We start from the raw sequence: 15,046 nt of genomic DNA, 5'->3' as shown, positions 1-15,046 counted from the left end.
TTAACCTGACTTCGAGTCCTTTTCCAACAACTGTTTTTTCGCCTCTTTTAAATCTATTCTTGCTTTTTGTCCATGCTTTTGTAATAAATGGAGAAGGTTTCCTCCGTTTAAGAGTGTAATGGGCTTTCCTTTAGCAAAATCATACGCGTCAGGTCCATAATCAGCAGTGGAAACCAAAATACCTTTGTTAGCTCCTTCGTTCATTAAGGTTCCGTACAAATCACGGACTGCAGACACACCTACAGCGTTTGTGTATCTTTTTGCTTGAATGACTACCTTTCCACCACGAATCGGGTCGGGATCGAATGCTACTGCATCAACTCCCCCATCTTTACTGGCTTGTGTTATTTTAACCTCCCCACCAGAATGATTAAACTCCTTTTCAAATAACTCTCTAATTAAATGCTCAAAATCTTGCCAGTCCATTGCCGCCAAATTTTCACTATCATCTATCGCATCAATTACGTCATATGAAGAAACAAATCTAGGGTCATCACGATCTATCTTTATGATAGGTGCCACTGGAGAAAGGCTGTGTAACTTACTGCTTCCAATACCCTTTAAGTTCTTAAAACACGATTTAGGGTCAACAAGTGAAAGATTAATTTCCATGAATTCTTTCTTTGTGGCTTGAACCGAAAGAATACAAGCATTTACCTCTTTACCTGTCGACTTATCAATTGATTTGACCCATCCATTAAAAACGATTGAGTCCAGTGCACTGATGGTATCGGCTTCAAACAACTCGTGTAGTGACCTTAATGTAATCTGGTATAGTAAATCATCGTATAGCTTCTTTTCAGTTGCCGCTGACAATCGAACTTCCTTATACTCATCTCTTGATTGAATATACTTCACTTCCTTTAGAGTAGGGATATCCTCTGGGGTTGGAAGTGAATAATCAACAACCATTATTTTATTTACATGGTTATAATCAATATCATATTCTTGCGGAAACTCATCTGGGTATGAAGAATTTGCAAGGACCATATCACCATAATCAACTATTGCGGTTGGACAGGAATTGAAATAATTTTCTTTCTGTGCTTCAACAGCATTATTTTTCTCATCTTGTTCTAATTGAAACTTTGCTTTTTCTTCTTCCCATTGAAGAAGGGCTTTTTCATATTTAACTAATCTTTCCTCATTCTCTTTATGGATTCTTTCTTTTTCTAGTTCCCAGCCCTCGTAAGTCTCCTTAAACAATTCTTCTGATAAATTCACCTTTTTTGATTTCATTGAGGGAAATATCTTATCAAGAATATTCAACTTAGGCTGAAATCTTTCCATATTTTTTTGAGGCTCTTCTGGAGCATCAAGTGCTTTTGGCTCTTTAGGTTTTGTTTTACTGAATTTTGTTTTATCCTTTAACTGATCCCAATCAATTCGATCATCTACCTCTAAAGTAAAAAGGAGTATATTTTCAATTTCTTTAATCTTTTCTTCAGCTTCTCTCGTAAACTCAATAGCAAGTTCCTTTTTAGCCTCTTTCTCTCTTATGATGTTATCTCTTTCAGCCTTTTTCTTCTCAGCTTCTTTTTTCTTTTTCCACATTTCATCCCACTGATTCAACTGAGCTTTTGCCTTTTGTTCAACTACATAATAACTGTCGCCCTTAATGACTCTATATTTGTTAAGTCCCTTATGTCTAACTTCACTTTGATACATGTACTTAGCTGCCATTATTACCCCTCCTTGATTTGTGGTTCATACCCCTTTTATAACTATTCAATATTACAATTAAGAATGTCAGTTTAAGTTTCTTATAAAGAACACAACAATAATCCAATAATTTTCACCATTACATTCCCAGATCTATATTACTACATATAAGGTTATAAATGGAAATTCAGGTGAGTAAAAACAGGAAGCCCCCATTAAAAAATTCTTTAGGGTGCTTCCTGAAATCTTTATCATATGTTACTATTTTTACCTCTTAACCATGTATTAGTGTTTAAATAAAACCTATTCCTCTATCCCAACGGACCAACCACCATCCGCCTTAATCACCAACGCATAATACCCATCCGTCTTCAGTTGCTGGCGGGTAGAACCTTCATACGCCCCGATCTCATTCACCATCAGTCCTTGGCCATTGAGCATGACGATGAAGTTAGAAGAACCACTGTGTGAGAAATTGAATTTGTAGTGGCCGCTCTTGATATTGAAGAATACGACGTCATCACCAGTGCCTTCCAACGTGGTCGGGGCATCGGCTATTTTTACTGGAGGTGATTGATAGACCGTATATTCCCACGGGCCTCCTGCTTTAATGTTTAAATAATATGTTCCGTCCACAGGGATCTGTGCAAAAGTCTTCCCCTTATAGCTGCCGATTTCATTGACAAGGAGTTCCAGGTCATTCCCGTTTTCATCCTGCAGCTGAACGATAAAGTTCGAACCGCCGGTATGACTCCCATCGAAGATTGCCCAACCGGACTTTAATTCGATCCCGTCAGACGCTGTATCTCCATTCCCGCTCACTTTGATCTTCGATTCCTCGAAATCCTTTTTGGCTTTCTCTTTCGCTTCAGCCTCTGCTTTTGCCACCATTTCCGACTCATACTTATCCACTTCATCCATCGAAGCAAACGGCAGCACCTCCATGATGGATTCACCGTCTGTTGTCGCCACAAGAATTCCGTCAGTGGCTTGGAGGACATATCCAACATTCCCATTCCCGATCGAAATACTTTTCGTTTGTTCGACGTTCAACTCTTTTTTCGCTTTCTTAAAGTCCTTATCACTCATCCCGGCTGTAACAGCGGCCTTGACTTCTTCAAGGGTGGCCGGCTCTTTTTCAGGCTGCTTCTCTTCTTTCTGATCGGCATCCTCTTCCTTTGCCGCCTTCACTTCCCCTTCATCCGATTTCACATCAGTAGTGGCTGTTTCGCTTGTCGGACTGTTCAACACCCCAACCATAAACAAAACAAAAAGCCCTGCAGCAATCCCAAATCGTTTCTTCGCCTTTCCGGACTTCTTGACCAAAGCCACCAAACCTAACACGATAAAAATCAGGAACCCCAAGATCCCAATTCCAGCCAATGTATCAAACATAAAAACCCTCTCCTCTTCTCATTCATTTAGACATCCACTCCAGCAAGAACTTCTGTCCCACTACAATCGAATTAGTTATTTACATATTCAGGATACAACAAGGCCCTTTTAAAAATTTGATTAGGTGAATGAGAAATAGAAGAATATATTTTAAGAATGAACGTCAGGTTTTGGTTAAGTTCATATAAAACGGAAAATAAAAACCTTGTTGAATTGCAAGTAGGGCCTGTCCCCGTAAATCTAAAGCGTTAGTGCCGGGTTCCAGGCCCCAAACCTTCTAACCTTCTGGTACTGAAACAGCGAATAATGACAAGGGAAGCGAGGGGACGGTTCTACTGCTTCCGAAGCAAGAGAACCGTCCCCTCGCTTCCCCCTCGCTTCCCTTTTAAAATCGTTTACAGAAGTTCAGGGGCCTGCCCCTCCGAGTTAATTCGTAATCGGACTGGGGTCCAGGCTACAATTTTCTTAAATTGAATTTAACCCCGGTTCTTTTGTTCCATCTCTTTCTCGTATTCTTCAAAAAATTTCTTTACCTCTTCTTTATTAGATGAAATAAAAAGAGGATGTTTATACCCTTCTTTGAAACCCTTATATGCGGTAAGCTTAAAGACCCCTATAAGCGGGTATTCAGGAAAAGCTGGTAAAGGAGTACCGTAATCTTTGGCCCAATAGGATGACATCACACCCGATTCGCCTAGGGAACGATACACCCAAAACTCATCTTCTAATTCTGTATATAGATCGTCCTCATGACTGTCACTATCAGCATCCCCTTCATAAATAATGAAAAGTTCAAGACTGGAATAGTAGCTGGGATCTTTCCCTTTGGGTTGTTTAGGGCTGCTGCTTTTTCCGAATAACTTGCTGAAAAATGCCATAGACCCGTCTCCTTTCAATCATCATTTTTGCTGATTATATTACGCTCATGTTTTTCATTAAGTACTGAGACTTTATCTGTTCTATTGTAAATAAATAACAATAGGGTGGTTTATTTACAGTTTAATAGAACGAAATCATATAGCCAAGCCCTGGGATATGGGGTTCTACTCAATGACAGTTGTTCCTGCCGGCCCAGCATGGGTATTCAATAAGGAAGCTTTAAAAAAGAGGGCCTGTCCCTCAACACGCTAATACTTTAGTTGACCAGGGATCATACCCCGAAAATTATACGAGTGATAAATATTAAAATCGACACTTTGTGAATAACAAAATCAAAAATAAAAATACGTACATTATAAAAATAATTATATATATCTTTCGTGTATTCTACCCTTAAAATGAAATTTTTTCATTAAATCGGCAAATTACCCTTGAATTTCTCTTTCTTTATAAGTAAAATCAAAAACGAACATTTTATATTGGCATTTCGTGAATGTTCGTGTTTAATCAAGAAGATGACACAAAAGGAATTAAACATCTAAGGAGGACAATTAAAAATGAACATTCTTAAAAGCGCGAAATCTTTACTATTGCTTGTAGCAATAGGTATTTTACTAGTTGGATGCTCACAACAACAAGAAGTACATAAGGAAGCAGAAGCAGAGGAAATGAAGAATGAAAATATCGTTGGGATTATTGGTCCAATGGCAGAAGAAATTGAAATATTACATTCTCATATGGAAGTGGAAAATACTGAAGAAGTTGCCGGGATGACGTTTTACGAAGGAACATTAAAAGGTCAAAATATTGTTCTGGTTCAGTCAGGAATCGGAAAAGTAAATGCTGCAATGGCTGCGCAGCTTTTAGTAAGTCAGTTTAATGTAGATAAACTAATTAACTCTGGAATTTCTGGTGCGATCCACCCGGATGTTAGCCTTGGAGATATCGTCATTTCTACGGATACTGTTCAGCATGACATGGATGAAACAGCAAAAGGGTACAAGCCTGGTATTATTCCTCGAATGGACATTGGCTATTTTAAAGCGGATGAAGAACTTATTTCCCTTGCGGAGGAAGCCGCTAAAAACCTGCCTGAAGAAACAAAAATATTTAAAGGACGAATTGCAACTGGTGATCAATTTATCGCGAATGCTGAGAAGAAAAAATGGATCTATGAAACATTTAATGCCTATGTTTGTGAAATGGAAGGGGCAGCAGTGGGCCAGGTTGCTCGCTTAAATAACGTTCCTTATCTTGTCATCCGCTCAGCTTCTGATGACGCTGGTGAAGAAGCTGTGATGAAATGGGAAGACTTCAAACAAATGGCAGTAAACAACTCCTCTTCAATCATTGAAAATATGCTTGCAAATATGAAGTAATCATAATAAGTCACTTCCTTTTTCAGGAAGTGACTTTTTCAGTTCCACATTTTCAACCACTTAATTTTAAATGGATCAATCACTTCTTCATCCCCGTGCAACACAGCTAATATAATATGCAGCATTGTCTTGACTCACTCAATATTATGTTTTCTAAGCTCCCAGGCAATGTGCGCACTTTCCTCTAATTCTTCTAATGCAAAAAATGCTTCCATGATCTTATTCCCAGCACTACCGGACCGTGATGGTGACCGGTGTTTTTAGTAATTAAAAGTGATTATAGTGAACAAGTGGATTCCTTAGCCGCATATATACTTTGTATACCAGATCACGTCACGGGCTATATCCAACGTATAAATGAGAAGACATTCGCATATGCATTATAGAACCGGCACCTGAAAAGGGAGTCAGTTCTTTTTTTGCCAAATGAACCCTTACCGTTTTACACGGTATGGGTTTCTTATTTGAAATGCGATTTTATTCAGATTAGTAAAAATTCAATGGAAAATAAGAATTTGCGGTAAAATGATTTCGGTCATTCAGAAAGATATTTTAGGAGTGTCAAAAAAATGAAAAAGAAGATAAACGGCTTACTTTTGCTTTTAACGAGTATGGTTATCGTTGGTTGTGCCAACGCAGAAGGTGCAGCCCCGCCAGATAAAGAAGCAGAGCCGAAAGTAGAAGCCACGGAGACTACTGATATAAAAGGTGAAAAGGAAGAAGCTGCTCCGGAGGCTGTGGATGAGCCTGAATCAGAGGAAGCAGTCGAAGAAGAAACCCCAACCGAAACAAATGAGGCAGGGTTTCCAGGATTCAATCTCCTTGAAGTCGATGGTGGTGATTTGTCCGGGTATCGCGGGCCGAACGTCGTCGTTGACATTGGTTTTGGGGACCGTGAGTATTGGGCATTCACGAATGAATACGGACAACTGGTGCGCGTCATTGCAGACGCAATCATTTTACAGGATGACAGCACGGAGCCGGTATCATCGTCTGGCAGATACTACTCTGATGAGGCAAAGGTTCCCGGCGTCGAAAGTGATTTATTGGATGAAGGACATATCATTGCTGATTCTCTCGGAGGGGTATCGAATGCGTATAATATCACCCCTCAAGACAGCACGCTTAACCGGCATGGTGATCAAGCGTATATGGAAAAAAGTATCCGGGACGCAGGTGGAGCCACTGATTTCGAAGCCATTATCACCTATCCAAATACGGAAACGCAGATTCCTTCAAGTTATCAGTATACCTATACTTTAAAAGGAAACATAATCGTTGATAATTTCGACAATGTGAACCCTGATGAAGTAAACGAATCACTCGGTCTGACAGAAAGTAAGCCTTCCAGTTCAGAGAGCACCAACTCTAACTCAACGAATTCAAACACAGACGGCGATATCTCAAGCATTGATACCGACGGTAGTGGACTGGTGACAATCAAAGAAGCAAAAGCAGCCGGCTTCAGCATGCCAATCACAAGCGATCACTGGTTATACCCTCATATGCGGGATAATGATGGAGACGGGATGGTCGGGGAGTAGAATATTGGTACGAAGCCATAACAAAAAGCTTGGGAGTTCCCAAGCTTTTTTCGTGGTCATCATGTCAGCTGCCGCTTGAAGTCGTTTAATCAATGACACTACCTTAATTAAACGACGCCCCCGATGAAGCCGAAGACTCATCCGCCTTCACACAATCAATCGCAACAACCAGTGCAATTGTAATCGCTTCCATCTCTTCATCGTTTACTCGCACCCTGTAGCTATCGCCCCAAGTGAACCACTCCTTGCCCACTTCGCCTACGACCTTGCCATGCTTCAATACCTGAAAGTTCATATCCCACCAATTCCCCTGCACTTCAATGCCCGCCGCATCAATCGTATAACGTGCTTTTAAAAAGGAGAACTCCTTTTTGATCGTCAATACGTCTTGACCATTCACCTCAACCAAAAACTTCGGTAAAAAGCTGAACACCTTTTTCGTGATGAGTGCCACTTCTTCCCTGCTTGTATTCATAATGGAGAACGTCTTCGGGACCTTCATAAAACTTCCCTCTACATAATATCGATCCTTCTCCTCCTGATCCTTCACCGTGAATTTCTCGCTGAGACTGAATACCTTTTGTTTTATATATAGCTGTCTCATGATTCTGCCTCCCCCTAAAAAGTCTTTACTTTATTTACGATTGAAACGGGCGTTGGTTCCAAAATTATGCATTCCTTATTATCACTCATCCGCTTTTCTTCAATCCTTATTACCGTCTTAACCATCACTTACCGTTATATCTATTAGTTTTATTCAGAATTTACAGATTATAATATGTAAAATTATGTTAGTATATAAGTGGATTCTTACTTTTAAGCAGGAGCCTTTTAGAAGCGCGGGAGATAGGTTTTGAATCCTTATATTCAATTAAATAAAGGAGAGATAAACAATGAGTAAATCGTTCATTGAACAAGTCCATTACATTAGAATCCCTGTACGAGATTTAGAGGAGTCTGCACAGTGGTATAGGGACGTGTTGGGACTGCAATTGCTGACCATTACAGAGGATCCATATGCGGTTATAAAAATAAATGATGGACCATTTTTACTTATCTTAGTCCCAACTGCTGATGAAACCTATGCACATTTTACAATGAATAATGAGCCAGCCTTTAACATTGGCTTTACCAGTCCTGAATTATCTAAATTCCATGAACATCTAGCAGATCATGGCGTCAGGGTTGAGGATATACAAGAAGATAATGGACATGCCTATTTTCACTTTTACGATCCAAATGGGAATAAACTTCAAGTGCACTGGTGAGTTGCGCCCCAATAACATGGGCCTGCTCCCGGGCATGCATGCTTTCGTTTACCGGGGGACAGACCCATATGATTGGATTATGAAGCGGAGTTTTCTTATAAAATGTTCCTATCTCCCCTCACCCTTAAAACTCACTTTTCTTCTTCCGATTTCTCAAGAACGCAACCAGAAGAAGGAAGATAGGAATGATCACTAAGAGCGGAATATGTAAGACAAACATCACGATCTTTAATCCTTCATGGATATGCTCTTGGAAATTGCTCGCAATCGTCATCGACATAAATAAGACGACGAGACCCAATGGATAACAGAGCCGTGAAGGCGATTTAACCTTAAATAAGCTGGCGGATCCTATGACAGCTGCATAAAACAACACACTTATCTTAAAGAAAATCCCAATCACTAAGGCAAGCATAAAAAACACATCCAGGCGTTCCAGGAAATCAGCTACCTGGATAGTTTGAACCGTACTAAGAAGCGGAAATTGGGAACGTGCAGTCAGGTCTACACCAAGCACGCTAATGTTAATGAGCATCGTAAGAATCAAATTGATTCCACTTAATCCTGTTGCACAAAACATCGTCAGCCTTACCTTCTTGGGATTGTTCAAATACGGCAATATCATGGTGAACACAAACACTTCTGCAAAGGGGAAATATAAGGTTTGAGTAAATACCACTTTCAGGACAGGGACAATTCCTTCTTCAAGTACGGGTTGTAAGTTGGTCATATCGATTAAACCAGAACTCACAATCAATATAAACCCAATGACCGAAAGCATAAACATTAGGATAAAAAGCAGTTCTCCCGATCTCGCGATGACCTCGATCCCTTTTCGCACCATATAGATAATGACCAGTATTAACAATGCATTTGCAATGAACAGCGGAGTTTCAGGATAGGCAAAGGTTAACAGCATTTCACCAAAATCGCGAAGGATCCTGGAGGCATCATACATAAAGTAAAAAAGATAAAGAAAGGCAATGACGGCGCCAGGCACTTTTCCCACGATCTTTTGTATGTACTCTGTAGGCAAAAGGTCGGGATAATACCAATAAAGTTGATGATAGACAAGTAAAAGAACAAAACTGACTGCCATTCCCAGCAGAATGGCTAACCAGGCGTCCTGTTTTGCGTCTATCGCAAGGGGTACTAGTAAAGCACTCCCCAGTTCAAACAAAACCATTAAGACAAAGAGCTGGCTGGCACTGATTTTTGCTTTCTCCACTCTGCTGGTACCTCCTTTTCATCACTGTTGGTTTTCTTCGATACTTGAAAGAAACGATTTATTTCGTAAGCCGGCACGACGGATGTAGGCTTCGACCGTAATATCCACCTTCAATTCTGGAAAATACACCTCATTCCACATCGGCTTCAGCCTCTTCCAGTCATTCGGATTTGAACGTCGGATGACATCTCCAAACTCAAAGATATCTGCTTTATTTTCTTGAGCCTGTTCAATCGCTCTTTTTATTTCTTTTTTAACCTCTTTTTCCAATTCTTTTTCCATTTTTGATATAACCTTCACATCTGTTATATCCACCGGTACATTCATTTCCCCTATGGCTCCTTCCATGCGGGTATGAATAGAGATCGTGGGGCGGCCATTCTTCACATCCGCTGATACATCCGTTTTTTGACGGACAGTTTGATAGGAGATGGCATCTTTTTTTCCTTTCCAATCGATGTTGATGTTTGTCCCTTTGATTTTATCCAGAATCCATACCGTTCCTCTGGCTTTTGTCCCATACAACCAATCGACTAGTTTTCCTTCTTTTATTATGGCGATCCCACTGGCTTGAAGGGTAGATTCAGGCTCACTTTCCTGAATGTTCTCTAACTGGCTGGCATGCTTGGGATTTCCTGCAAGACGGAACCCTGATACCACGGTATCCCCATTTGGGGATTGCAGGCCCTTCATGACGTCTTGAACCGATGTCTTAATGCTTTTCCCCCCAATCTTTTGGGTGAATTCCAGGGTTTTCAGCACCTTGTTAGCCGGTATCTTATCAACGGGGGTTAATGCCTTCACTAGTTCTTCTGCAGTTGATTGATGCGTAATCACCATGGTTGTGGTAATTCGAAATTCATGATCCCGATCGATCGCATCGATGATTGTATCCACTCCTTCTTCTCTTGCCAGGTTCTCCCCGACGACCACCAGGTTAGTATGTGCATAATATATTCTTCGGGATATTTTGCTGGATGCACTCCTGCTTGCTTCCACCAAATTATTACCTGTAGCCGAATAGATTGTAACAGGCGGGCTTTGATTACCACCCCCGCGTATGCCTCCAGCCACATTCCCGGGATTGATAATTTGAAGTGTCAGGGCATATTTCCCTTCTTCTGTTTTATCTACTCCCATGGCCGCCACGATTGCAAGATCAGTTAACTCTTTTTTGCTCCAGCAACCTGATAACAAGACGGCGATTGTCATCCACACGATAAGGAAAACCAGCTTATGCTTCATTTCTGCCACCTTCTTCAAAATCCCGATTGACCATACCGCGGGATGCAGGAGGCTGAGGACGCTGACTCTTACCTTCCCGTCGGGTATTCGCACTTATTAAGCGTGGTCTTTGTCTTAGTGTCCACCATGGCAGCCTTATGAATGTATCTCCATTATTTACAGGAGTAAAGGGAGCAAACGGGGCCATATAGGGCACCCCGAATGAACGTAAGCTGCATAGATGGACGACCATCATCAGAAGGATTAAAATGATTCCGTAGAAACCAAATGTGGCTGCACTTATCATAAACAAAAAACGAAGCAACCGGACAGAAATGGCCATATCAAAAGACGGAGTGGCAAAACTGGCAATCGCCGTGATCGATACGATAATGACCATAGCAGGTGACACAATGCTCGCTTGAACCGCTGCCTGTCCAATAACAAGGGCGCCGACAATGGATACAGCCGACCCAATCGCTTTAGGCAGGCGGATCCCTGCTTCCCTTAAGATTTCAAAGGTTATTTCCATAAGTAGAGCTTCCACGAATGCGGGAAAAGGCACGGCTTCCCTCTGGGCTGCAATGGCCACTATGAGTGTTGTGGGAACCATTTCCTGGTGGTAGGTTGTGACTGCCACAAAGGTAGCAGGGGCAATAAGCGAAATGAAAAACATCAAAATACGTAAAAGTCGGATCGATGTCGCAATATCAAAACGCATATAATAGTCCTCAGCCGATTGGAAAAATTGAATAAACACAGCAGGGGCAATCAGTACAAAAGGCGTTCCATCGACAAAAATCGCAATCCTTCCCTCAAACAGATTCCCTGCCACAACATCCGGTCTTTCGGTGTTGAAAATAGTTGGAAATGGCGTCATGGTTTGATCTTCAATTAATTGTTCGATATAGCCTGATTCCAAAATGCTGTCAATGTCAATCTTGTTTAATCGCTGGCGGACTTCTTCAATCACTTGATCATTGGCAATGCCGTTTATGTACATAAGCGTCACATCTGTTTTGGTCACGCGGCCAACCTTAAAGGACTCCATCCATAAATCGGGAGTCTTAATAATGCGGCGTACCATGGATGTATTCGTCGCAATCGACTCTGTAAACGCTCCTTTGGGACCGCGGACCACCATTTGAGTGGTGGATTCTGATATTGGACGTTTTTCTCCACCTTGCGTACATGCACTCAGAGCCTTGGCTATACCATCCACCAGGACAATGGTATCACCTGCCATTAAGGATAAAAACAGGTCATCCCAAGTATTGAAGGATGACACGTTACCAACCGTCATCATGTCTTCAGAGATCCGATCCAACGCATCCTCCTGAATCACTTTTTCTTTATCATCATCTTTCATCATGGATTGCAGTAAGAACTCTTCAATCGATTGATTGTCTACGATTCCTTCGATATACACAATGGCTGTTTTAATATCGGAGTATCTCCCCAATTTCAATTGACGAACGACGACGTCTGAACTGTTGCCCGTTTTCTGTCGAATGATGTCAAGGTTGGCTGATAATGACTCTTGTATATGGTCTTCCGAGTGAACCGCAGCTTGATTTTCAGCATCCGGCTGCAGTTTCTTTTTTCGTTTTCGACCTTTAAAGAACGAAGACATACAATCAGGCACCCTTCTTTTATTTTTTATTACTTTAACCCTATCAGGGGTTATTATGTAATTTTTAACAAAAGATATGACTGTATGATACCGGACCAAAAAGAAAACCTAGTAGGAGGAGAGTGATCCGCATGAAAATCATGGGTATATCCCTTTTAATGTTGGGATGTTTAATGGCTTTTTCCCTAAGCCTCGATATCCTGCAGGGGTTTGATATATCGCAGGCCTGGCAAAATACGGTCAGTCCATTTCAGGTAATGGAAGTGGTCGAATTATTCGTGCTCTATTTCCTCCTATTTCTATTTTTCGCTGAAACTGCCTATTATTTTATAAAGGGCAAAAAGAAAACAGGTAGGTAATCATGTCCCGGAGACCCTTCTTAGGAATACTTTTTTAAATCCAAGAAAAAAATTATAATCAACAAACATAGAAAGAGGTGTATTTTACATGAAGAAATCTCTGCCTTCCATCCTCTTAATGATCACGTGTACACTTGTTCATTTATATTTCACACATCTGGGACAAGAACTGAACCGGAAACGCTTTATTGTAAGCGGCATCGCGTTAACCCTTTTTGGTATTTTGTATTCAACTTTACAAACCATCATTATTATAAAAGCTGGTAGAAGGACGAATTAAAAGCATTAGTAAACAAAAATTTAATCGATACCCAAGGAGAATAGCAAATGACACGACATACGAATCAAGCATCGAGGAATAACTCAATTTTTTGGATAGGGATAGGAAGCGCTATCCTTACAAGCATCTTCAGCACAATTATCATCTCGTTACTTTTAAGAATCGATAAGAAGACTCATTAAAGAATGGTTAATAAATCCATTGGCTGCTCCCTACTCGGGGCTTTTTACACTCCAAATATTTAAAATAAAAATAACACCACATAATGAAATCCCAAAAAGGACCAATTCCCCGGATTCATTAACCGAAAAACTGGTCCTGATTTTATGACGACTATGAACTTACCACTTCTTATTCATCTTATTTAAAATACTTCTTCCTCCAATTAAAATTGTAGAAATTAAGGAATACGGTTACTATGGATATAATCGATCCTTCAACCACGTTTCTCTTTCTAATTCATAACGCAGTCTTATATGTTTGCGGTCTTCATCCGCTTGCCAAAACTCCACAGAATTTGCTTCCACTCTGTACAAAGTCCAATGCGGGTCTACTTGATCTGGATCCAGTTTCATCTGTTGGATTTGCTTGCTTAATGCCTCTTCAAATTCTTGCTGATCATTTAAAATGGCACTTTGTTTACCCAATAAAGCAATGGCCCGGGCCACTGTACCCCTGCTTAAAAAATCCTTGCTGTTCTGTTCTTCATCCATTTTCATTGCTTTTCCCCGTATCCTGACCTGCCTTCCGATAAGCGGCCAGTAAAAAGTTAACGCCACATAGGGATGAGCCTCGATCTGTTTCCCTTTTTCACTTTGGGAGCTGGATGCAAAATACCAGCCCTTCTCATCAACATCTTTCAAGATGAGTATACGCGCATCCGGGAAACCGAAGTTGTCTATTGTAGAAAGAGTCATGGAGTGAGGTTCAGGAATGCCTTTATCAACTGCTAATTGGAACCAATCCAGAAACAGTTCATGCGGTGATTGGGGTGCATCATTAACATTAAAATAAGGGAAAGGTCCCGTAAGTGTCTTTAAATTTCTTATCCTATTCATCATGCTCCTCCAATCTACCGATTCTGTTCAGAGTGTGCCCCCCACCGTGTTTGGCGGACCACACACTCATTTAAAAAGACAGGTACTTTTTTAAATGAGTGTACCCCAGAAATTATTTAAAAATAAGTAATCATCATTATGAAAAAACTGATAACGTTAAATAGCACGGAGCCATAAAAAACCGATCCTACATTTGCTTTAAGTTCATTGTCTTTTTGGATCTTCCACCCTGCCTCACTTGCTTCCATAGTGGCTCCTTTTGATAAGGCCCCTCCACTGCTGTTAAAGAAGAAAAGGGCAACCGATAAACCAAGGCCAATAAAAAAGCTCCACTCACCATATGTAAAAGAAAAAATGATACTTGCCACCCAAACAATTAAAGCTATGACGGCAGCTGACACGAATGATTTTCCGATTATTTTTTTCAAATAATCCCCCCTCATTATTAGTATTCTACGGATTATGAATTAAAAGAGTTTCATTTTTTCAGTTGAAAATATCATTCCGTTCGTTCAGGATCAGATCTCCGCCGCTGGGGACAGACCACAAAATCTTTGGAAACAGACCATTTTTTCATAAAAATACATGCAAAACTCGAACGTTTCTTCTAAATTCAAGTTTTCATCCACCCCAACCCAATCATTTACTGCCGAATTGCCCCCATTTCTCACCTAATCAAACAAAATCCAGTCCCACCTTCCCCACGCTCACTCTCTTATTATCGATTTCTTCAAAAGTATTATCGAAATTCAAAGATTAATTATCGAAATGAGGATTGTCGCTGCTATCTATAATCTATAATCCAGTTAAACGATCGGGTTACCCTCGTTATAATCGAATTCGTTCTGATATTATCTAACAAATTCAATTAAGACAGCATCCCTCAACTAAATCATAAGCAGCCAAGTCCCTATGATTCCAGTAAATCGGGCTCTGCCCCAGACCATATCCCCGCACGCTTCCCTCTCCCCTCACCCATTACGATGAATTCATTTATTTATATAGTTTTCTTTTCACCAATGTTAAGAAAACCAAGACTTCCCGCCTACAGAAAAATGGTGAAATCTGCTAACGTTCTCCCAATTATAGAAATATTTAAACAATAACCCATCTTTTTACCCAGGAATGCCGACCCTC

14 protein-coding genes are annotated in these 15,046 nt (G+C 40.6%); 5 read left to right on the top strand and 9 right to left on the bottom strand.

The genetic code is table 11. The features are described from left to right. The 3 genes from HWX64_RS21585 to HWX64_RS21575 form a co-directional block, all read right to left on the bottom strand. Positions 1 to 1,683, bottom strand: a complete 1,683-nt coding sequence (locus tag HWX64_RS21585; RefSeq protein WP_175991532.1) for a restriction endonuclease — start codon at positions 1,681 to 1,683, stop codon at positions 1 to 3. Positions 1,684 to 1,965: 282 nt separating this feature from the next. Next, positions 1,966 to 3,057 carry a hypothetical protein gene (locus HWX64_RS21580; protein WP_175991531.1) on the bottom strand — a complete coding sequence of 364 codons (1,092 nt, stop codon included), beginning with the start codon at positions 3,055 to 3,057 and terminating at the stop codon, positions 1,966 to 1,968. 476 nt (positions 3,058 to 3,533) lie between these two features. Next, positions 3,534 to 3,935 (bottom strand): hypothetical protein, encoded by a 402-nt coding sequence (locus HWX64_RS21575; RefSeq protein ID WP_175991530.1) that lies wholly within the window; start codon positions 3,933 to 3,935, stop codon positions 3,534 to 3,536. Positions 3,936 to 4,493: 558 nt separating this feature from the next. Here HWX64_RS21575 and HWX64_RS21570 point away from each other — a divergent pair. After that, complete coding sequence (locus HWX64_RS21570) at positions 4,494 to 5,315, top strand: 5'-methylthioadenosine/adenosylhomocysteine nucleosidase (protein ID WP_175991529.1); 822 nt, start codon at positions 4,494 to 4,496, stop codon at positions 5,313 to 5,315. A gap of 569 nt (positions 5,316 to 5,884) precedes the next feature. Next, positions 5,885 to 6,859 carry a DNA/RNA non-specific endonuclease gene (locus HWX64_RS21565; RefSeq protein ID WP_254871240.1) on the top strand — a complete coding sequence of 325 codons (975 nt, stop codon included), beginning with the start codon at positions 5,885 to 5,887 and terminating at the stop codon, positions 6,857 to 6,859. A gap of 103 nt (positions 6,860 to 6,962) precedes the next feature. Here HWX64_RS21565 and HWX64_RS21560 read toward each other — a convergent pair whose 3' ends face one another. Then, complete coding sequence (locus HWX64_RS21560; RefSeq protein WP_175991528.1) at positions 6,963 to 7,463, bottom strand: LURP-one-related/scramblase family protein; 501 nt, start codon at positions 7,461 to 7,463, stop codon at positions 6,963 to 6,965. Between the two features lie 289 nt (positions 7,464 to 7,752). Between HWX64_RS21560 and HWX64_RS21555 the strand changes: the two genes are divergently transcribed. Next, positions 7,753 to 8,127, top strand: a complete 375-nt coding sequence (locus HWX64_RS21555) for a VOC family protein (protein WP_175991527.1) — start codon at positions 7,753 to 7,755, stop codon at positions 8,125 to 8,127. Between the two features lie 124 nt (positions 8,128 to 8,251). On the opposite strand, the gene HWX64_RS21550 is transcribed toward HWX64_RS21555, so the two are convergent. The 3 genes from HWX64_RS21550 to HWX64_RS21540 are packed head-to-tail and all read right to left on the bottom strand — an operon-like array spanning position 8,252 to position 12,212. After that, on the bottom strand, positions 8,252 to 9,355 hold the full coding sequence (locus HWX64_RS21550) for a GerAB/ArcD/ProY family transporter (RefSeq protein WP_175991526.1): 1,104 nt from the start codon (positions 9,353 to 9,355) through the stop codon (positions 8,252 to 8,254). Positions 9,356 to 9,376: 21 nt separating this feature from the next. Further along, positions 9,377 to 10,600 carry a Ger(x)C family spore germination protein gene (locus tag HWX64_RS21545; RefSeq protein WP_175991525.1) on the bottom strand — a complete coding sequence of 408 codons (1,224 nt, stop codon included), beginning with the start codon at positions 10,598 to 10,600 and terminating at the stop codon, positions 9,377 to 9,379. Beyond that, positions 10,590 to 12,212 (bottom strand): spore germination protein, encoded by a 1,623-nt coding sequence (locus HWX64_RS21540; RefSeq protein WP_175991524.1) that lies wholly within the window; start codon positions 12,210 to 12,212, stop codon positions 10,590 to 10,592. Before HWX64_RS21540 ends, HWX64_RS21545 begins: the two co-directional genes overlap by 11 nt. 131 nt (positions 12,213 to 12,343) lie before the next feature. On the opposite strand from HWX64_RS21540, the gene HWX64_RS22025 reads away from it, so the two are divergent. Next, a complete protein-coding gene (locus HWX64_RS22025; protein ID WP_254871239.1) occupies positions 12,344 to 12,571 on the top strand; it encodes a hypothetical protein in 228 nt (75 codons plus the stop codon). A gap of 88 nt (positions 12,572 to 12,659) precedes the next feature. Then, on the top strand, positions 12,660 to 12,851 hold the full coding sequence (locus HWX64_RS21535) for a hypothetical protein (protein ID WP_175991523.1): 192 nt from the start codon (positions 12,660 to 12,662) through the stop codon (positions 12,849 to 12,851). 416 nt (positions 12,852 to 13,267) lie between these two features. Here HWX64_RS21535 and HWX64_RS21530 read toward each other — a convergent pair whose 3' ends face one another. Continuing rightward, the gene (locus HWX64_RS21530) at positions 13,268 to 13,909 is read right to left on the bottom strand and encodes a pyridoxal 5'-phosphate synthase (protein WP_254871238.1); all 642 of its coding nucleotides are present in this window, start codon (positions 13,907 to 13,909) and stop codon (positions 13,268 to 13,270) included. Positions 13,910 to 14,025: 116 nt separating this feature from the next. Next, positions 14,026 to 14,337, bottom strand: coding sequence for a hypothetical protein (locus tag HWX64_RS21525; RefSeq protein ID WP_254871237.1), 312 nt, complete (start codon positions 14,335 to 14,337; stop codon positions 14,026 to 14,028). Positions 14,338 to 15,046: the final 709 nt, after the last annotated feature.

This window comes from Bacillus sp. Marseille-Q1617 (assembly GCF_903645295.1).
GTDB lineage: Bacteria > Bacillota > Bacilli > Bacillales > Bacillaceae_B > Rossellomorea.
Note: the sequence above shows the minus strand (reverse complement) of the source record. Positions and strands in the feature narration are given on the sequence as shown.